The organism is Tatumella ptyseos ATCC 33301 (genome assembly GCF_000735525.1).
GTDB classification, from domain to species: domain Bacteria; phylum Pseudomonadota; class Gammaproteobacteria; order Enterobacterales; family Enterobacteriaceae; genus Tatumella; species Tatumella ptyseos.
The window spans coordinates 15,702-36,294 of the sequence record NZ_JMPR01000027.1 but is presented as its reverse complement, the minus strand read 5'-3'; the positions used below and the strand labels follow the sequence as shown (position 1 = coordinate 36,294).

Genomic DNA, 20,593 nt, shown 5'->3' with positions numbered 1-20,593 from the left:
GCCCTCTTAATTAATTAACGCTTATTCTTTTTCAGATGCGACATCAGACGCTGACGTTTACGCTGCTGTGTTGGCGTCAGCAGGTTACGTTTTCCGGCGTACGGGTTTTCACCCTCTTTAAACTGAATACGGATCGGCGTACCCATAACGTTCAGCGAGCGACGGAAGTAATTCATCAGATAACGTTTATAAGAATCCGGCAGATCCTTCACCTGATTACCGTGGATAACCACAATCGGCGGGTTGTATCCACCGGCATGGGCATATTTCAGCTTCACACGACGACCACGCACCAGCGGGGGCTGATGGTCTTCTTCTGCCATTTTCATAATACGCGTCAGTAACGAGGTGTTCACACGACGCGTTGAGCTGTCGTAAGCCTCAGTAATGGATTCGAACAGGTTACCCACGCCGCTGCCATGCAGTGCAGAGATAAAGTGAACACGGGCAAAATCAATAAAGCCCAGACGATAATCCAGAGCTTCTTTAACTTCGTCTTTAATTTCCTGCGAAAGACCATCCCACTTATTGACCACAATCACCAGTGACCGGCCACTGTTCAGAATAAAGCCCAGCAGTGACAAGTCCTGATCGGAAATACCTTCACGCGCATCGATCACCAGCAGCACCACGTTGGCATCTTCAATCGCCTGCAACGTCTTGATCACGGAGAACTTTTCAACCGCATCATTGACTTTACCACGCTTACGTACCCCGGCGGTGTCGATCAGCACATACTCACGCTCATCACGTTCCATCGGGATATAAACGCTGTCACGGGTCGTCCCCGGCATATCGTAAACCACCACCCGGTCTTCACCGAGAATACGGTTAGTCAGTGTCGATTTACCCACGTTCGGACGTCCGACAATCGCCAGTTTGATCGGCAATGTGGTCGGGTCAAAGTCGTCTTCCTCATCTTCCGGGATCAGATCCTGCTCTTCAGCTTCCACCGCGGCCCAGTACGCTTCGTTCTCTTCTTCTTCAGTCAGTGGCTCGATGACCTCTTCCTCTGCCCAGGGTAAGAGTACCGTTTCGAGTAACTGAGTGACACCACGACCATGAGATGCGGCAATCGGGTGGATTTCACCCATTCCCAGTGAGTAGAAATCGACAACGGCATTATCCGGGTCCATTCCGTCGGTTTTGTTAGCCACCAGGAAGGTGGCTTTTTCACGGGCACGCAGATGACGGGCAATCTGCTCATCCGCGGGCATCACCCCGGCACGGGCGTCGACCATAAACAGTACGACATCCGCTTCTTCGATAGCCATCAGCGACTGTGCGGCCATCCGGGTTTCGACACCCTCTTCGGTGCCATCAATACCCCCGGTATCAATAACAATGTATTCCCTGCCTTCAACTTCAGCGCGCCCGTATTTACGATCACGTGTCAGACCAGGGAAATCCGCTACCAACGCATCACGGGTACGCGTTAAACGGTTAAAAAGTGTGGATTTTCCTACGTTGGGACGTCCAACCAGCGCGACCACAGGTACCATAATAAAGCCTCATGACAAAAAAATTCGACCGAATCCGGTGATTATAACGATTCCTGATACAGAGTTCAGGCTATTCACAGGAAAAACTGTCAGCCGAAGAAAAACGAAACGGCCCCTGCATCACAGGAGCCGCCATTAACAGGTATTTGACTACCGGATTTTTACTTACCCTTAACGGGTAAAGGCATAAACCTCGCCGTTTTTCGCCTGAATTAACAGCTTATCACCGGCGACGACCGGCTGGGTCTGGAACCCGGAACTGTCAACTTTCTGCTGAGCGACAAAACGACCATCGGTGGTATCCATCCAGTGCAGATAACCCTCACCGTCACCGACGACCAGATAGCCATTATACAGCACCGGGGAGGTCAGGTTACGGTGTAATAAACCGCTCTGACGCCAGATTTCCACACCACCGTCCATATTTAACGCATCGACGCGGTCATTCTGATCGACCAGGTAGATACGGCCGTTATCGACCACCAGGTTTTTAACCCCGCCGATATCACGTTTCCACAGGATCTGACCTGAACGCAGGTCCAGCGCAGACAAGGAACCGTTATAAGCTATCGCATAAACGACACCGTTAACGATAACCGGCGTGGTATCAACATCGCTCAGACGATCGATTTCGGTCGCACCGCTGGGCTGGGAGATACGTTGCTGCCAGATAATCTGTCCCTGGTTCATGATAACAGCACTCACGCGCCCGTTATCACCACCGATAATCGCACCGCCGTAAGCGGTCGCCGGGGCAGATTCACCGCGCAGAGAGAGTGCAGGCACATCCAGGTTGACCACCCATTTGCTGGCACCGGTGTTCTGGTCCAGGGCCTGGAACATACCATTACTGGTATGGATCAACACTAAACCATCGCTGACCACAGGACGTGACAGGGCTTCGCCGGCAACCTGAGTCTGCCAGGCGATCGAACCATCACTGCTGTTCAGTGCGAAGACTTTACCGTGTTCTGTACCAATATACAGCAGGTTACCCTGTACTGTGATCCCGCCGGATAACAGCGCCGGTATATTGGAAGAGAAGAAACCGGTACGGGTAGAAAGATCAACTTTCCATTTTTGTTTACCCGTGTTCGCATCCAGTGCTTCAACAATACCGTAGCGATCTGCCGCATAGACAGTATTATCCTGCCATGCCGGATGCAGATTCGAATAAAAATCACCCACACCATCGCCAACCGATTTATCCCACACCATTTTAGGGGTGAACTGATTTACAACTTTTGGCAGGGGTGCCATTTTTACGACATCTTCTTCGCCACTGAATAGCGAACAACCGCTGAGCAAAGTGACCGAAACGAGTCCCGGCAGCAGGTATTTACGTAATTCCATGCGCTCTCTCTTTACTGGCTTAGCTTAAATTATTCAATTTCATTTGCATCATCTGCTTCATTGCCGGTGATGCATCAGAATCAATACCTTTACTCCAGGCAGCGCGGGCACCCTGTTTGTCGCCTTTGCTGAGCAACGCTTCACCACGGATATCGGCCATCAGCGCCGTCCAGCCATCGCCTTTGATACTGTCCAACGTCTTCAGTGCATCATCCGGATGATTTTGTTGCAACTGCAGACGGGCAAGACGCAAACGCATCACTGCCTGCAGATTAGCATCATCGCTATCTTTCAGCCCCTGCTCCAGTTGCTGAGTCGCTTTATCCAGGTGGCCTCCGTCAACATAAACCTTAGCAAGGTTCATCGCTGCCAGAGCACCATAAGATCCGTGTGTCTGGTTCACAAAAGCAGCGAGCGCATCCAGCGTTTCCGGCTTATCTGCATTCATGGCTTCAGACAACTGTTGGTAACGGGCCGACGTTTCCAGGGCATTACTTTCCTGATGGCTGACCCAGATACGCCAGCCTCCCAGGGCAGCAATACCGATCACCAGGCCGGCGGCCAGCGCTTTACCGTTGCCGGTAAAGAAGTTTCTGAGAGCCGCAGTTTGCTCTTGTTCGTTACTGTAAACTTCCACGCAATCCTACTCCTGTTAAAACTTAATACTTATCCCTGGCTTACTGCAGTGCGCTCAGTAAAAACCTGGAGACGTCATTCCGGTTAACGGTTTGCTGGTCGCCGGAGCTCAGATTCTTGATAACAACCTGCTGGTTGCTGACTTCATCTTCGCCTAACACCAGAGCCAGTTTCGCTCCCCACTTATCCGCACGGGCAAACTGTTTTTTAAAGTTTCCGCCGCCAAAGTTGGTCATCAGTTTAATCTCCGGGGCTGCATCGCGGACTTCTTCAGCCAGCTTCATGGCCTCAGACTGAACCCCTGCGCCGGAAGAGATAACATAGACATCCACTTTACGGTTCGGTTCAAATTCCGGGTTAACGGCCTGCACTAAAAGTACCAGACGTTCCAGACCCATCGCAAAACCGACAGCAGGCGTAGCACGGCCACCCAGTTGTTCCACCAGACCGTCGTAACGGCCACCGGCACAGACTGTACCCTGGGAGCCCAGGCTGGTCGTCACCCACTCAAAGACCGTACGGTTATAATAATCCAGACCACGCACCAGGCGTTGATTCACCGTATAAGCGATACCCACGTCATCCAGCAGTGCACACAGGCCGTCAAAGTGTTCACGGGACTCTGCGTCCAGATAGTCACCCAGTTGAGGTGCATCGTTCAGTAGTTGCTGGATATCAGGGTTTTTACTGTCCAGTACCCGCAGCGGGTTGCTGTACATACGGCGCTGACAGTCATCGTCCAACGCTTCTTTATGTTCTTCCAGGAAGGCGACCAGCGCATCACGGTAGGCTGCACGAGCTTCCAGGGAACCAATGGAGTTCAGTTCCAGGCTGACATGGTCAGCAATACCCAGAGCCTTCCACCAGCGGGCGGTCATCATAATCAGTTCCGCATCAATATCCGGCCCGGTCAGGCCGAAAACTTCTGCGCCAATCTGATGGAACTGGCGGTAACGGCCTTTTTGCGGACGTTCGTAGCGGAACATCGGTCCGATATACCACAGACGCTGTTCCTGATTGTACAACAGACCGTGTTCAATACCGGCACGTACGCACCCGGCAGTCCCTTCAGGGCGCAGAGTCAGGCTATCGCCGTTACGGTCGTCGAAAGTGTACATTTCTTTTTCGACCACGTCGGTCACTTCGCCGATCGCGCGTTTAAAAAGAGGCGTTTGTTCAACAATAGGCAGACGGATTTCACTGAATCCGTAACCTGCCAGTACCTGTTTCAGAACCTGTTCAATTCGTTGCCAGAGTGCGGTATCTGCTGGCAGATAATCGTTCATTCCGCGGATAGCCTGGATATTCTTTGCCACGTCAAAATCTCTTAACACAAAAAACCTGTCCGGCATCATACCTTAATAGGGCCAATACCGCACAGGTGCAATCATCAAAGAAATGTCTTCCCTGAGGAAGACATCAACCCTTATTTCTCAACCTGGCGGACATTAATTCGCTGGTTTTCGTCGAGCATCGAGGCTTTAGCCCGGATACGCGCTTCAAGCTGGTCGACCATATCGAGGTTATCCAGTCGCTCACGCTGACGGATACCATCTTCATAGAAGCCGCTCTTTTTATTGCCGCCGGTCACACCCAGTGTCGACACCGTGGCTTCGCCCGGGCCGTTCACGACACAACCAATAATGGAGACATCCATCGGGGTAATAATATCTTCCAGTCGCTGCTCAAGAGCATTCACGGTACCGATGACATCAAATTCCTGACGGGAACAGGTCGGGCAGGCGATAAAGTTGATACCGCGGGCGCGGATACGTAATGACTTCAGGATATCGAAACCGACTTTAATTTCTTCAACCGGATCGGCGGCCAGAGAAATACGCAGCGTATCGCCGATCCCTTCAGAAAGCAGTAAGCCCAGGCCGATAGCAGATTTTACTGAACCGGCACGGGCACCACCCGCTTCCGTGATCCCGAGGTGCAATGGCTGATCGATCTGTTTTGCCAGCAGCCGGTAAGACTCAACCGCCAGGAAAACGTCCGAAGCTTTAACGCTCACCTTGAACTGATGAAAATTCAGACGATCCAGATGATCAACGTGGCGCATCGCGGACTCAAGTAAGGCCTGTGGCGTCGGTTCACCATATTTTTCCTGCAGATCCTTTTCCAGTGATCCTGCATTCACCCCGATGCGGATCGGGATATTTTTATCACGTGCGCAATCCACGACCTGGCGGATACGTTCATTATTGCCGATATTACCCGGGTTGATCCGCAGGCAATCAACGCCGTATTCAGCAACTTTCAGCGCAATACGGTAGTCGAAGTGAATATCAGCCACCAGCGGTACATCGACCTGCTGCTTAATCAGACGAAAAGCCTCAGCCGCATCCATCGTCGGAACTGAAACACGAACAATATCGGCACCCACACGTTCAAGTGCCTTGATCTGATTAACAGTAGCTTCCACATCGGTAGTGCGGGTATTCGTCATTGACTGAACGGCAATAGGCGCTCCGTCGCCGACTGGCACCTTACCAACATAAATCCGGGTAGATTTACGACGGTTTATTGGAGCCTGGTTATGCATATTTTCTCTCCACAAGTCCCCGGGATGGCGTATTAATGCGCGCCAATCGTCAGGCGAGCGACCTGGTTAGTACGAACAAAACGACTTAAATCAACGGGCTGACCTCGGAACTGTACAGAGACAACCGCAGGCGCACCGATTTTGACACGGTAAGGTGTTTTACCGTTAAGGTTCAGCTGACCGCCCTTATGCTGTAATCCGCTGAATAATTTTTTACCCTGAGCATCTGTCACTTCCAGCCAGCAATCGCCACGGAAATTCATCACCAGTGCATTGGTGGTGGCCACCGTTGCATCGGTCGTGACCGGAGAGGCTGCCGGTGCCGAAGGTGCCTGTGTTTCCGCAGGACTCTGTACCGCCGGTGTCGCTGGCTGAGTCGGCGCAGGGGCTGCCTGAGACGGTGTCACAACCGCAGACGGAGCCGCACTGCCGGCAGCATCAGAAGAGGCAGGTGTCGTGTTATCGGCTGCTGCCGCGTTACCGGTCGCAGCAGGTGCAGTCGTGTCCGTTGTGGCTGGCGCAGCACTCCCGGTATCCAGTGGGATCGCATTACCGCCGGCCGGGGCATCATCACTGCCATCAGATAACGGAATCGATTGTTCATTACCGCTGCCCGCCGTGGTACTGGTCATGGCATTAAGATCGGCCTGTGAGGCTTTATGATTTTGCCACCACCAGGCCACTGTCAGGCCGACAACCACAACGATGACCAGCAGAGTGAATGTCATTAACATTCCGTCACGCTTTTTCCGTCGTCCGCTGCTGCCGAGGGCGATGTTGTGCATCGGCGTAATTTTCGCCGCACGGATGGGGGCCTGTTTGGACAGCATCGGTAAAATTTCATCTTCCGGTACCTGCACAAGACGGGCGTAAGAACGGATATAACCGCGCAGAAACGTCGCAGCTAAATCGGCCGGAGACTTATCCTCCTCGATATCGCGTACCGTGGAAAGTTTCAGGCATAGACGTTCTGCAACATTTTGCTGACTCAGTCCTTTGGCTTCGCGCGCTAAACGCAGGCGCTCACCGGTGGACTGAACGGCTGATTTTTCTTGGGTGGCTTCAGTATTCATTAGCTAAATAACGCTGGTACTGTATCGAAAGTGGAAAGATCCGCGCTAACTGCTCACCATAACGTTTCACGTCACTGGCGTCATTCTGTTGCACGGCGTAAAGAATCTTTAACCATAAGCTTTCTGCACTGGCAGAACGAAACTGGTGATAAATCTCCAGCAGAAATCCGGCATCTGCAAACTTCTGTCGTTCAATGCGACGCCCCGCTTCTGCCAGTAACTTATCTGCTGCAGCGGGTTCACTACTGATCACAGCCGTCAGTTTTTCTGCTGCCTGGCCTCGTTTCCCCTCATCAAGAAAACAATACCCCGCTGACAGCATCGTCTGAGTCCGGCCGTCCCCTGTTGTTGCAAGAGTTGCCAGTAAAAAACGCGACTGCGCTTTATCATACTGCCTTAAAGCACAGAGAAACGCACCGTAATTATTTAGTACATAACCATTTTCAGGTGCCAGCTTCTCCGCCCGAGTGTAGCAGACTCCGGCCATCGCATCATGGCCCTGAGTCTGATAAAGCCTGGCAAGCCCCAGTAATGGGCGATAATCGTCCGGCGATGCCTTGACGGCACGCCGTAAATTACGTTCAGCTGCAGTATATTCGCCAGCCGCCAGATACTGCAGGCCCAATTGTAAGCGTATCTCTCCGGCCACGGGGCCGGGATGTGGCGTACAGGCGGTGAATAAAAACACCACCGGCAACCCACAAACTATCCCTGAATATCTGAGCATCATGCCTCTCCCTGCTGATGGTTACGGTGTCATCAGCAGAGTCACACAGCGCTCAGACCAGGGAAAGCCTGCTTTGGTTACGCCTGAACCGTCTTCACAGAGATTTCTTCCCCGGCGATTTTTTTACGCATTGTCCGCTTGGTCCGGTCAATAACGTCCCCGGCTAACTGACCACAGGCGGCATCAATATCATCACCACGGGTTTTACGCACAATGGTGGTAAAGCCATATTCCATCAGCACCTTAGAAAAACGGTCTACGCGGCTGTTAGAACTGCGGCCGTAAGGTGCGCCCGGGAAGGGGTTCCAGGGAATAAGGTTAATCTTGCAGGGCGTATCTTTCAGTACTTCAGCCAGCTGATGTGCATCATCAGTGCTGTCATTAACGTGGTCCAGCATGACGTATTCCACCGTCACGCGGCCCTGATTGGCATTCGATTTTTCCATGTAGCGTTTGACCGACTGCAGGAACGCTTCAATATTGTATTTTTTGTTGATCGGTACGATGTCATCACGCAGCGCGTCGTTCGGCGCATGCAGAGAAATAGCCAACGCAACATCGATCATATCGCCCAGTTTATCGAGTGCCGGCACCACACCGGAAGTCGATAACGTGACACGACGTTTAGACAGCCCGAATCCGAAGTCATCCAGCATGATTTCCATCGCCGGGACGACATTGGTCAGGTTCAGCAGGGGTTCACCCATTCCCATCATCACAACGTTAGTAATGGGGCGCTGACCGGTGACTTTCGCTGCACCGATAATTTTAGCCGCACGCCATACCTGACCGATAATTTCGGACACACGCAGGTTACGGTTAAAGCCCTGCTGAGCGGTTGAGCAGAATTTACACTCCAGTGCACACCCTACCTGCGAAGAAACACACAATGTCGCACGGTCGTCTTCCGGGATATATACCGTCTCGACCAACTGGTCACCCACGCGGATTGCCCACTTGATGGTACCGTCAGAAGAACGCATCTCTTCGGCCACTTCCGGCGCACGGATTTCCGCAACCCGGGCCAGTTTCTGGCGCAGCACTTTGTTGATATCGGTCATTTGCTCGAAATCATCGCTGCAGTAGTGATACATCCATTTCATGACCTGGTCGGCACGGAAAGGTTTTTCACCCATTTCAAGGAAGAATTCACGCATCTGCTGACGGTTAAGGTCCAGCAAGTTGATTTTGGTGTTTTTAGGGGTCACGGTTACGGGGGTATCGGACACAGGAGTAGCTGCAGGTTCGGACATAATAATCTCTGGCCTCGTTGTTACACGTTATGGCGCGGTAATGGATAGTTAAAAAGGAACACCCCCGCAGAAAACTCTGCGGGGGTGTTCATTGTACATTATCTGTTGCGGGATGCCATCGGGGGTCCCCCTTTCGATGACAATTTTGTCACTGTATATTTACAGTGAATTCCCGCACCGACAGATTAACGGGTGCGTGCGCAGACTTCACCTTCACCGAAGAAGTAAGCAATTTCACGTGCTGCAGATTCTACAGAATCTGAACCGTGAGTTGCGTTTTCGGTGAAGCTGTCAGCGTAATCGGCACGTAAAGTTCCTGCCAGTGCGTTGTCCGGGTTAGTTGCACCCATCAGGTCACGGTGACGCTGGATAGCATTTTCACCTTCCAGAACTGAAACAACAACCGGGCCTGAAGTCATGAATTCAACCAGACCATCAAAGAAAGGACGTCCTTTGTGTTCTGCGTAGAAGCCTTCAGCCTGCTCTTTAGTCAGGTGCAGCATTTTAGCACCAACAATTTTGAAGCCAGCGCTTTCAAAACGGTTGTAGATAGCACCAATCACGTTTTTAGCAACAGCATTTGGCTTGATGATAGAAAAAGTACGTTCGATTGTCATTTTGACCTCAGTCTGAACTTCCAAAGTATGTCGCGTGGAATGGCCTGGTATTCTTATTAAAAGCGTACGAATTAACCATTCCGGCGAAGAAACGGCGCAAATTATAGGGGGCTAAGCGCTCATTGCCTACGGGTAATTACATTTTTTTTAAAAAAAGTCAGCAGACCGCCCGGGAAGGTCAATTAGTAATCAGCGCAGCCAGTCACCGGGATCAGGCCAACGCCTGTCGTCACCGTTGGCCTGCTTTTTTTGCGGCACAAGGCTTGAGCTGCCTCTTAAAATCACCGACACTCAAAAAAATGCTCATTCACAGGAGAGGCTATGAGTCAGACGCTTTTTGTTACCCCTGAATGGCTGGCAGAACATCAGCATGACCCACAGGTTCAGGTGCTCGATGCACGTATGTTACCGCCAGGACAGGAACAGACCCGCAATATTACTCAGGAGTATCTGGCGGAACACCTGCCTTCAGCTCCCTTCTTTGATATTGAAGCGTTGTCTGATCACACCAGTCCCTACCCGCATATGATGCCCCGACCGGAAGCATTCGCGGTTGCGATGCGTGAACTTGGCATCTGCAGTGATAAACATCTGGTGGTCTACGATGAAGGCAGTCTGTTTTCTGCCCCCAGAGCCTGGTGGATGCTGCGTTATTTCGGCGTGGCAGAAGTCTCTATCCTTGCGGGCGGGTTACAGGCCTGGAAAGCCGGCGGCTACGGGACTGAGCAGGGCCAACCGGCACTGACAGACGGTATTTTTGAGGCCCACCCGCAACCGGATCAAATTAAGCGTCTGAATGATGTGCTGCTGGTGAGCCATGAAGGGGGAGCACAGATACTGGATGCCCGTTCAGCCCCGCGTTTTCATGCTGAGGTGGATGAACCCCGCCCGGGACTGAAACGCGGCCATATTCCGGGCAGCCTGAATGTGCCCTGGAATACCCTGGTCAGTGACGGACGCCTGTCAGATAACGCCCGCCTGAAAACGGTCTTTGAATCGGCAGGCGTAGACCTGCAAAAACCGGTCATCGCGTCCTGCGGGTCCGGAGTGACTGCGGTTGTCCTGATTGCAGCCCTGACACAGCTCGGCCATAAACAGGTCTCGCTGTATGATGGTTCCTGGGGGGAATGGGGAAGCCGGGACGATTTACCTGGCGTTCAGTAACCGGTCAGTAATTTCCGCAGGGCGGTCTGCCGGTATCCGTCCGGGTTTTACTCAGCAACACCGGATGGGCAGCACCTTTATTACCGGGCGAACCGCCTGTCTCTCCCCTCTCCCGCCCATGATAATGATGCGGCGGCGGGAGCGGGGAAAAGTATCGTGCGCCCAACCCGCATAGCGGCACTCTGCAACTGATGCCGGGATTATCGGTCAGCAGCAGACTGTTGCCGTGACCAGTGCGTCATTTCTTCTGAAATAAACCAACCCACGAGGTCGCGATACAGGGCCTCAATCACATCCGGTTCCAGACCGCACTCCACCGCCCATTCCCGACGCTGCCGGAGCATGGACTCAAACCGGGAGTTTGCCTGCACCTGATCCGCCGTTTTTTTAAATTTTGCCGCAGCTTTGACAAACTGATAGCGCTCTCCGATCAGCGAGATCACCTGCTGATCGATACGATCGATTTCGTGCCGGATTTCGGTCATGTCACGGCACGACTCCGGGGATATAATCGTTGCAGAAGACATCATTCAGGTTCCTTTTTCGCGGGAATTTTCGTTCCGATCACAAAACATCACGGACAACATACCAGAACGATGCTCCCCCGTCGAAGGTAAGTCCTGACCTATAAGAGATCATGTTCGCTTTTGAGCTCGGTTAAACGGCTGTTCAGCGCTTCTAAATGCTGTGAAATCGCGTTAATTTCCGTTTCGCTCACCGGATGATGGTTATCGAGTTTTCGTTGTACCTCATCAAGTTGCGCAAATACCGGCTGACCGCCCAACTGGAGTGTCTGACGCATCTGATAAATTGCGGTTTTCAGCTCTGAGATAGTCATATAGGACTTACGCTTTTGCTCGGCATCAAGCAGGCGTTGTTCCAGATGTTCAAGCTGGCGATTTACCGTCGCCCAGCTATTGATGGTCGGCAGACTGGCTCTTTGTTCAGCAAAATAGCGTTGCCAGCGGACGGTCAACGGATTGCCCGGCCACAGGACATTTAAACGCACCGCTGCAGAAGGTTGCTCCAGCCAGTGAAAAATACTCATCGCGCAGAGAGTCAACGCGATCCCGGCCATACCACTGACAAGCCAGGACTTCCGGGAGCGGCAATGCGGCTGCACCACAGGCTCCGGAAGAGGCTCTCTGGCGGCCTGAACACCCGGCGATGCCGGCGCGGAAACCGCCGGGGTTATCGCCAGCGCCCGTTGTTGCAACGACCGGCGGCCTGACCGGAGATAATCGAGCAGATGACTCAGCGCCGCCTGACTGCGCGATTGCAGGCTCAACGCATGGCTGAGCATCATCGATACGGCTTCTTCAAGCTGTGTCAGCGTATCAGGTTCTGCACTGGTGAGCGGCAGGCTGTAAACACTGGTCGCAGCATTCGTGGCATACCATTCGATAATTTGCATGCGAAGATCTGTGGCGGCTAAGGGTGGCCAGCACTGGAGCTGTTTTCTGCCAAAGGCTTCCGCCAGCAATAACGTGGCATTGGCCATGCCAATCCAGCCGTGGCGATGGCCGCTGATCAGGCAATACCAGACCCCGCTTTGCAGGTCGTAACCGTGGCGTTGAAAGATCTCCAGGCACTGGTTCTCTTGCGTCAGCCACCATGACCGGTCGTGAACGTGGCGCTTCCAGCCATTGACGTTGTTACTGAGCAGCAAAAACTCATGGTGATGGCGAGGATCGTGGCAACTGATTTTCACATCAACAGGTTTTAAAATTGCATTAGCCTTTGTCATGGTGTTTCCGCGTCACGAGTTTATTTTTGCTGAGGGTAAGTTTCAGCCCGCCTTTCATGACCTTGTCTTCCTGAAACAGGTGATCTGCCAGCAATGGCAGTGTATGCCGGTTCAGTACCTGATCGATATCGCGGGCACCGCTCTGGTTCACCTGACACAGTCCGGCTATCCGGGTGACAACGCTTTCGCTGTAACTCAGTTGACTCTCGCCGTTGCTGGCGACGTGATAACGATGGCAGATTTTGTCCAGCTTAAGCCTGATGATCTGCGCAAGCGTTTGGGGTTTTAACGGCAGATACGGGATTAACGTGATGCGCCCCATCAGAGCCGGGCGGAAAACATGCTCGAACTCCGGGCGTATCAGCTCACAGAGTGCCTCTGGCGAGGTCTCTCCTCCCTCGCAGGCTGCGATGATCTTCGCACTCGCCAGGTTTGATGTCATAATAATCAGGGTATTACGGAAGTTGATGCGCTGACCTTCCGCATCCTCAATCATGCCTTTGTCGAACACCTGATAAAACATTTCCATCACATCCGGATGGGCTTTTTCCACTTCGTCGAGCAGTACCACGCTGTACGGATTGCGTTTCACTGCCTCGGTCAGCACACCGCCCTGACCATAACCTACATACCCCGGTGGCGACCCCCTCAGGCCAGAGACGCTGTGCGCCTCCTGATATTCTGACATATTGATCGTTACCAGACTTTGCTCACCACCGTACAGCAACTCCGCCAGCGCCACCGCAGTTTCCGTTTTTCCGATACCGGAAGGGCCGGCTAACAGGTAGACACCCGTAGGTTTTTGCGGGTCACTAAGGTTGGCGCGGCTGATACGGATTTGCGTGGCGATGGTTGCCAGTGCGTGACTCTGGCCGACGATGCGCTGTTCCAGCCGGTGATGTAACTCACTCAGTTGATGATGTTCTTTTTCCATCATCCGTCCCAGCGGAATGCCCGTCCACCCGGAGACCACATCGGCGATACAGGCGGTGTCTACACAATCAAATACCAGCGCATGGGTTTCATGTAACTTCGCCAGTTCACTGCGCCATCGGGCAATGGCGCTTGCATCGTCGCTTTCCTGCAACTGTTGCACCAGCGCTTTTTGTTGCTTCCACAATTGCCGGAGATGGATCCGTTCGGCCATCAGTTCAGTTTCCCGCTGAGCCAGCGTAGCCAGCCGCTTCCCGTGCTGCCCTTCTTTATTTAACGCATCACGTTCAGTGTGCAGATGAGTAAGCTGAGCCTCGATATCTTCAATCTCTTTCGGAGAATACGACCGGGATACTGCCACGCGGGCACAGGCGGTATCGAGCAGGCTGACGGATTTGTCCGGTAACTGCCTGCCGGTGATGTAACGGGAAGAGAGGGTCACCGCGGCGTGAATAGCGCTCTCAAGGATCTGTACCCCGTGATGACGGGACATGGCGGGCGCGATGGCTCGCAGCATAGCGGTAGCGCTTTCTATGCACGGCTCGGCAACCTCCACCGGTTGGAAACGGCGGGTCAGTGCGGCATCTTTCTCGAAATACTTTTTGTATTCCGCCCGGGTGGTGGCCGCCACAATGCGTAGCTCGCCGCGTGCCAGCGCGGGTTTCAGCAGATTCGCTGCATCGTTTTGGCCGGTCTGACCGCCTGCGCCAATCAGCATGTGCGCTTCATCAATAAACAGGATGACAGGCTGCGGGGCACCGGTAATTTCCTCCATCAGCACCTTAAGGCGATTCTCGAACTCACCTTTCACACTGGCACCCGCCTGTAGCAGGCCGAGATCCAGCGTCAGGACTTCCATGGATTTCAGCATATCGGGAACGTTACCCGCAGCGATGCGCAGCGCCAGGCCTTCCACCAGCGCGGTTTTTCCCACGCCTGGCTCGCCGGTAAGGATCGGATTGTTCTGGCGGCGGCGCAACAGGATATCAATCATCTGGCGAATTTCTGCTTCCCGTCCCGGTACCGGATCCAGTTCGCCGTTACGCGCCTGCGCACTGAGGTTTCGGGTAAATGTAGAGAGGGTGCTGTGGTTCGTCTGTGCCGGTGAAAGCACATGGCTTTCTGCGGGCTGGCAGGCGTTAAACAACACATTTTCTGCAACCTCCGGCGTACAGTGAAGTGCTTTACGTACGCCGCCGGCCAGTTCCGGTGCAGTATTTTCATCCAGCAGACACGCCAATAATGCAGCGGGGGCCAGTTGCGTTAGTCCCCAGCCCGCACTGGCGCAAACCCAGGCTTTTTCCAGCCACTGAACCAGACCAAAGGAGAACACTGGCGCATGGCTGTTACCGTTTCGCAATGTGTTTAACGTTTGCTGTGTCGCACTGAGCAGGGCATCACCGGACAGCCCTGCACTCAGACTGAGAGTTTCCATCAGGCTGCTGTGGCGAACAATGATCGCCAGTAAAAGATGTTCAACGTCGACTTCATGATGGGTACGGGAAATCGCCTGACTGACGGCGTCGTCCAGACACGCACGGCTTTCCGGGGTCAGTTTATCAACGATGTGTTTTAAATAGCGGCTCATAAATATTCCATTTCGTAAATTACCGGCATTCAGAGACAGTTTCCGGCAGGCCGGAGAGTCGGCCACGCAGCGCGGCAGAAGGTTCGAGAGTTTGTTTTGTTGTTTCCAGACGCTGTTTTTGTTTTTTAAGATCCGCCAACTGACTGTCCAGCGCTTTCCAGCCCATCCATGCGTTTCGCAGTTGAGTCGGGTCGGAAATCCTGAAGCGCAGCAGTATCTGTCTGATATTCAGTGCCGCCATAGCATCCGCGTTGTCATCAAAATCACGGACGTCAATCAACGCTTCGCCACGCACAAAATCGTTAAGGAAGTCAGGCCAGGCGCTGTTACCGTTATAGTGGTAGGCAGAGGTGAAATCAGGGAATTTCACTTCCAGTGTCACTCGCTTGCACTGTCCCGGCCGCCAGATAAATTGCGTTTGCTCGGCAAAATTCATGCTATCAAGCACGCTGACACCACTCTGACATTCCAGCGTCAGGCGCGAGCCTGTCGGGATCAGGCGTGCGCCTTCCGGCACGGTCGCCGGCTGGCTGACGATGCTGATACTGTAGGGGGTACTCTCCATGGCTTTTTGCTGCAGGGTCAGTTGTGCCATCTGATCATTGAGCACTGCCAGCTGATCGGCATTCTCAGTGAACGGTCGCTGCGGGACGTCAAGCACATCTTCCGGATTTAGCAGGTGACGGGCAATGTTCAGAAACTCGTCACTCAGCGGTAACGTCTGCCCCTGATATGAGCCGGCCTGTGGTCCCTGCTCATTAATGATCAGTAAGTTTTTGGCCGGGCCACGGAAGAAGTCCGCCAGATACTGCCCCGTCAGCACCACCTGTGCGTCGTATTCAAGTCTCTGAGTATTTTTGCGTATCGGCCACAGCACGTTACTTTGCCACTGCTCGTTGAGCCAGCAGCCAGAGCGAGACAGTGAGTGGGCCAGAAGCGCCCCGGCCTCGCTTTGATATAACGACCAGACCGCATCCACACCGATTTCCTGGCTGCGGGGATCTGACGTTTTACGCAACTGTTCAAAACCGGCGAAGAGTGTGACCAGCGGATTGTTTTTTTGGACGTCCGTCTGCGCGGCGAAAAGACCGTCGGTCAGCGCCGGGCTCAGGGCCCCCTGATTCAGAGCCTGACTGATCACCGTATTCAACGCCGCCTGCCATTTCTGCCATGCGATAATCACAGGCGAACCGGACGTGGCGGCAGAGAGTGATTGTCCGCCTCCCAGCCATGCCCTCAATCCCTGACGAAATGTCGCGTCAACGCCCTTTAATGTCTTCAGCGCAGGGTTTTCTGCAGCCTGTGCAGGCAGACGTTGTAAGCGTTGCAGTTCTGCCAGCCAGGGCTGGAGGCTTTGCTTCGGAATATCCTCCAGGTCGAGGGCAACACGCCTTGCAAACTGCATCGCGGGGCTTTGCCCTTGAGCCATATCAATCAGTTGGTTTTGCGACAGCGAACGCGGGGCCTGATCCTGAAGATAAGACGCAACGGAGAACAACATCCTGCGCCAGGCGTTTTGCCGCAGGACAGGCAAAGCCTGCATAAACTGTTGAAGTGCGGCCCCGGATGGCGATTTTCCTCCGGCCTGTACGATGAGGTTCACCCATTCGGTAAGCTGCACTTCGCCCTGTCGTGTCCAGATACCGGATAATCTGACGGTGTCAGGCAGTTGCGGCCAGTAGTCGCTGGCCAGGACATCATGCAGAGTGTCATCCGGCGCGGTCAGCCAGGCCAGCGTGTGGTCATCATTGATAAGCGCGGTTAGCAGACGATGCAGCGCCGCCAGATGTCTGGCACCGGTGGGTTGTTGCATCTCCCGGCGTTCAAGTGCCAGCCTCGCGTACGGGGATGCCGAAGGATCGACAGAGTAAAGCCGCAGGGCATCAGGGATGGCTGGTCTCAGGCTCAGCGCCGCCAGCGTGGCACCGTCACGCATCGCCTGACGGGTCAGCAGGGTCTGAGCCAGACTGAGCACCATCTGACGCTTCACGGGCAAGGACGCCGTCAAAAATTGCTGCTCATACGCCGGGAGCTGAGCATCGACGTTCAGTAACTGAGACGGTAGTGTCTTCCGCAGGCGTGCTTCAGCCAGCCTGTGCTGGTCGTTAAGCACGTGCGCAAAAGGCAGATATACCAGCGGGGAATCGTGGTACGTTTCGTTTTTCATCAGTGCATCGACCAGTGCTCCCGGGGGCAGCGTCGCCATGTTGTGCTGCATCAGCAGGGTACTTTTCAGTGCGCTGTAACCCAGCGCCATCACGCAGCCCAGCAGTAACAGGCGGCCCGTCACTGCGCGCAGTTTCCTGCGGTAATGCCATTGCACATCGCGCGTTTTACTGAACGCCGGAAGGTGGTATGCCAGCAAGTCGTGAACAAATAAGGTGGTGCGGTGACTTTTATTTTTATCCTGTTGCTCACTTGCCGTGAACCACACGCCACCGAGCGTTGCCGGGGTGAAGTAAGCATTGGGTTCACACAGCGACCCCACAAAAAGCCGCAGCGGATCTTCCAGCCGGGCGAACGCTTCCGGGAACGCCAGCAGCGCGACCTTGTCCTGCACTGAATCGGGTGTGCTGACAATGCTGAGCCGGGCGAGATCAAACCCTTTTTTCAGCGCGGTAAAAAGCGGCAGCAACATCGAGGTGTCTTTACCATCGATTTCCGGCGGCGTCGGCCAGTAATATCCCAGCGCCTGCTGTTGCTGAGCGAAGGATAATTGCCTTGCCCACAGGCTGAACGCCGGGAATTTATCGCACTGCGTCACCGTAATGTAGAGCGGCAGCCGGCGCTTAAGTTTGCGGGTCAGAGGATCTATCCGGGTACGGATTTTGCGCGCCTTTTCATGTAGCGCGCTGATGTCTTCGTTCATGAGTTCGCTGACCGGCAGGCAGATCAGGATCCCCGCCGGTGCGGGTGCTCGCGTGATCCAACCGACCATTTTCCCCCAGGCACGGTGGAATGCCGGAGCGCCGTTGAGGAAATTGCCGGAGATGTCCAGGAAGCCGGCGTTATGGAAAAACCACCAGCGCAAGGTGTGAGTCGGTACAACGTTATTGTCCTGTTTATTCCCGGAGAAAACCGGCAGTCCCGATCCGGCCAGCAGTGACGTTTTGCCGCAGCGGTCGCCGAGCAGCAGATACCACGGGATCGGGGGGCGTTTACGCTGTATGCGCCTGACCACCGCCGCCCCGGATTTCCAGTGTTCGAACAGCACAAACTCCCGGCGTGACAGGCGAAATTTACGGAAAAAACAGCGTGCTTTATTATCTTTAATCAGCTGTGTCAGCCAAAGCAGTGAGACCCACAGCAGGACGGCTGCGATCAGCACACTCACCCAGACCGCGAAAATGGTGACCGTACTCCACTCATGCCAAAGCCCGGTGATGCAGCAGAAGAGAAACACCAGACACAACAGCAACAGCCATCCGGCAAAAACGAATAATTTTTTCAGCATACGTTCTTATGAAAAATAAAGGGTCAGAAGAAGTACCAGAGCGGCGTAAAACAGCACCAGCCCGGGGATCGCAAATACCACGTTGTATCCGGAGGAGGTCATTAAGCGTTCACCGACATTGACCGGGGTAAGTGGCGCATCGTTCGGCCACGTCTGCCACGCGGGCGGCAGGCACAGCCGGAGCTGTTGTTCGATGAGGGCGTTGAGCGTCTGACGATCCTGCTCCCCGCCGTATTTCCCACAGAATCCGTTGTGCAGACAAAACAAAAACACCTGCCGCGCCGCCTGCTCTTCTTCTTTCAGGTCACTCAGTCGGGAGAAAAAAAGCTCGCCGCCGATGGACGTCCGGAAATACTTGCGTTGCAGCAAGTCGGAACGCCAGTGTTGCACCAACGGTTGCGCCGAGCACAACAGGGTTTCATCGAGCCAAACGACCACGGCGAAGAACGCATGCTCCCGTTCGGATTCGGAAATATCATGACGGCAGGCCTCCTGCATCGACTCTTCGAGCCGGGTGATGCAGAGGGCGCGAAAGGTGTCGTAATCGGCAAAAATCTCAGGCTCATGGGCGAATCGGGCCGCCAGTTTGAATACCGGCAGATAGCAGTCGAGTAGTTTCATTGTGAAGGGTCCATAAAGACCAGTTGTACCTGTAAGTCATCGGGAGCATCAGCCCAGTAAAAGGCGATATTCTTTTCTGTTTCGGCCTGTTTCCACGCCTCCTCATGCTGGTTAAGCATAAAGTAGAAGAAATCTTTGCGATCAGGTACGCCGCGTGGTGAAGGGTTCATCCGGGTTGCGGTGATGCCCGGGAGTGCGTGCTGGATCAGCACATTGATGGTGTCCTGAGAGGCGATTTTAAATTCACAACCGGCGGAAAAGCTGACCTGCCGCGATGCCAGCTTTTCTGAACGTAACAGCAACAACACCCGGCTGGCTGGCTGCCTTTCGATAGCCAACATCTCGCAGCGATAGATCCTTTGCTCGTCGGATTGAAGCGTGACGTAAGTGTTATCTTCCAGTGCCAATCCGTTGAGCAAAGTGATCAGCGTATTTTTGACACGAGTAAAGGAATCGATCAGGCGATAGTGATCGTAAAGCAACGGTGACGCACCACCGTCGAGCCATTCGCCGGTGTACGAGCACATGTCGTTAAAGGACGAAATCTCCCCGACCACTTGTATCAGCAGGCCATAGATGTGCCACGGATGAAGGGTCGGCGCACGGCAGTAATGCTCAAGCAGGGGCAGTGCGCGGTTAAGAGAGCGCATCGCCAGAAGCTGCGTGATGTCACTGGCGCTTTTAATGCCATTGCTGAGCTGGTCGCGACGTTTATATTCTTCGAGTTTTCGGGCGCGACTGCTGAGTTCGGCGCGCAGTCCTTCAAGCAGATTTTTGAGTGCCGGGGAGCCCGCAAGCGCGACCGTTGGCGGACTGAAACGCGGATCAAATATAACGCGTTCGTTGTCATAAAGTAGCTGAAGTAACGGCAGACACTCACAATCGACTGCGGTTTCTTTTTCTTCGTCGCTCAGTATACGAACGTTATAGACGATGCGCGGCACGACACTTTCCGGGCCGTTGTGATAAACGTCTTTCATCACTCCGTTATCGGCAGGGTTGATCCAGCGGCTACAGGTGCCGGTACCCACATTCTGATGGCCCGGGTCAAACCGGCGCAGCGCCACCCACAAGGTGAGCGGCTTTTCACGTTGTTTCCATGCCTCCCGGAACTGGTACGGCTCAAGCAGGCAATTCCCCGGGTATTCCAGATAATAGCCAGAGGGCAGGATCATCTGTAGCTGGTCGATTTTCAGTGAAAAATCGACCAGCGTTTCCTGGTTAATATCGCACTGTATTACGCCGACGTTCCATGGCTGCGCAATCTGCCGCTGCTGTGCCAGCATGTAACTGTGATGGAGGTCCACCGACTGAAAATGCTGAGGTTGCAGATACAAACCGGAGTACCAGTAAATCTGTTGTTGTTCAGGATACATG

Annotated in this window: 16 protein-coding genes; 1 reads left to right on the top strand and 15 read right to left on the bottom strand. The window is 53.8% G+C overall.

Features of this window, described 5'->3' with window-relative positions; genetic code table 11:
* Positions 1 to 14: 14 nt before the first annotated feature.
* From der to ndk, 9 genes are all read right to left on the bottom strand, one after another.
* Positions 15 to 1,502, bottom strand: coding sequence for a ribosome biogenesis GTPase Der (gene der, locus GTPT_RS07185; protein WP_025903649.1), 1,488 nt, complete (start codon positions 1,500 to 1,502; stop codon positions 15 to 17).
* A 171-nt stretch (positions 1,503 to 1,673) separates the two neighbouring features.
* Complete coding sequence (gene bamB / locus GTPT_RS07180) at positions 1,674 to 2,855, bottom strand: outer membrane protein assembly factor BamB (protein WP_025903650.1); 1,182 nt, start codon at positions 2,853 to 2,855, stop codon at positions 1,674 to 1,676.
* 19 nt (positions 2,856 to 2,874) lie between these two features.
* Positions 2,875 to 3,492 carry a YfgM family protein gene (locus tag GTPT_RS07175; protein WP_025903651.1) on the bottom strand — a complete coding sequence of 206 codons (618 nt, stop codon included), beginning with the start codon at positions 3,490 to 3,492 and terminating at the stop codon, positions 2,875 to 2,877.
* A 40-nt stretch (positions 3,493 to 3,532) separates the two neighbouring features.
* Positions 3,533 to 4,807 carry a histidine--tRNA ligase gene (gene hisS / locus GTPT_RS07170; RefSeq protein WP_025903652.1) on the bottom strand — a complete coding sequence of 425 codons (1,275 nt, stop codon included), beginning with the start codon at positions 4,805 to 4,807 and terminating at the stop codon, positions 3,533 to 3,535.
* A gap of 110 nt (positions 4,808 to 4,917) precedes the next feature.
* Entirely contained in the window at positions 4,918 to 6,039 is a 1,122-nt protein-coding gene (gene ispG, locus GTPT_RS07165; RefSeq protein ID WP_025903653.1) for a flavodoxin-dependent (E)-4-hydroxy-3-methylbut-2-enyl-diphosphate synthase, read from the bottom strand.
* A 32-nt stretch (positions 6,040 to 6,071) separates the two neighbouring features.
* Positions 6,072 to 7,112, bottom strand: a complete 1,041-nt coding sequence (rodZ, locus tag GTPT_RS07160; protein ID WP_029990882.1) for a cytoskeleton protein RodZ — start codon at positions 7,110 to 7,112, stop codon at positions 6,072 to 6,074.
* Positions 7,102 to 7,842, bottom strand: a complete 741-nt coding sequence (gene pilW, locus GTPT_RS07155; protein WP_111678624.1) for a type IV pilus biogenesis/stability protein PilW — start codon at positions 7,840 to 7,842, stop codon at positions 7,102 to 7,104. The genes rodZ and pilW overlap by 11 nt, the downstream gene beginning before the upstream one ends.
* Before the next feature lie 74 nt (positions 7,843 to 7,916).
* Positions 7,917 to 9,092 (bottom strand): dual-specificity RNA methyltransferase RlmN, encoded by a 1,176-nt coding sequence (rlmN, locus tag GTPT_RS07150; RefSeq protein ID WP_025903656.1) that lies wholly within the window; start codon positions 9,090 to 9,092, stop codon positions 7,917 to 7,919.
* A 185-nt stretch (positions 9,093 to 9,277) separates the two neighbouring features.
* Positions 9,278 to 9,709, bottom strand: a complete 432-nt coding sequence (gene ndk / locus GTPT_RS07145; RefSeq protein WP_025903657.1) for a nucleoside-diphosphate kinase — start codon at positions 9,707 to 9,709, stop codon at positions 9,278 to 9,280.
* A 321-nt stretch (positions 9,710 to 10,030) separates the two neighbouring features.
* Here ndk and sseA point away from each other — a divergent pair, with 321 nt between their 5' ends.
* Entirely contained in the window at positions 10,031 to 10,873 is an 843-nt protein-coding gene (sseA, locus tag GTPT_RS07140; RefSeq protein ID WP_025903658.1) for a 3-mercaptopyruvate sulfurtransferase, read from the top strand.
* Between the two features lie 200 nt (positions 10,874 to 11,073).
* On the opposite strand, the gene GTPT_RS07135 is transcribed toward sseA, so the two are convergent.
* From GTPT_RS07135 to tssK, 6 genes are all read right to left on the bottom strand, one after another.
* Entirely contained in the window at positions 11,074 to 11,403 is a 330-nt protein-coding gene (locus GTPT_RS07135; RefSeq protein ID WP_241964843.1) for a chorismate mutase, read from the bottom strand.
* Between the two features lie 95 nt (positions 11,404 to 11,498).
* Positions 11,499 to 12,620, bottom strand: a complete 1,122-nt coding sequence (locus GTPT_RS07130) for a VasL domain-containing protein (RefSeq protein WP_029990875.1) — start codon at positions 12,618 to 12,620, stop codon at positions 11,499 to 11,501.
* Positions 12,607 to 15,141 carry a type VI secretion system ATPase TssH gene (gene tssH, locus GTPT_RS07125; RefSeq protein WP_029990874.1) on the bottom strand — a complete coding sequence of 845 codons (2,535 nt, stop codon included), beginning with the start codon at positions 15,139 to 15,141 and terminating at the stop codon, positions 12,607 to 12,609. The genes GTPT_RS07130 and tssH overlap by 14 nt, the downstream gene beginning before the upstream one ends.
* A 19-nt stretch (positions 15,142 to 15,160) precedes the next feature.
* Positions 15,161 to 18,595 carry a type VI secretion protein IcmF/TssM N-terminal domain-containing protein gene (locus tag GTPT_RS07120; RefSeq protein WP_029990873.1) on the bottom strand — a complete coding sequence of 1,145 codons (3,435 nt, stop codon included), beginning with the start codon at positions 18,593 to 18,595 and terminating at the stop codon, positions 15,161 to 15,163.
* A gap of 6 nt (positions 18,596 to 18,601) precedes the next feature.
* Entirely contained in the window at positions 18,602 to 19,216 is a 615-nt protein-coding gene (locus GTPT_RS07115; RefSeq protein ID WP_025903663.1) for a DotU family type IV/VI secretion system protein, read from the bottom strand.
* Entirely contained in the window at positions 19,213 to 20,592 is a 1,380-nt protein-coding gene (gene tssK / locus GTPT_RS07110; RefSeq protein WP_029990872.1) for a type VI secretion system baseplate subunit TssK, read from the bottom strand. Before tssK ends, GTPT_RS07115 begins: the two co-directional genes overlap by 4 nt.
* Position 20,593 lies beyond the last annotated feature (1 nt).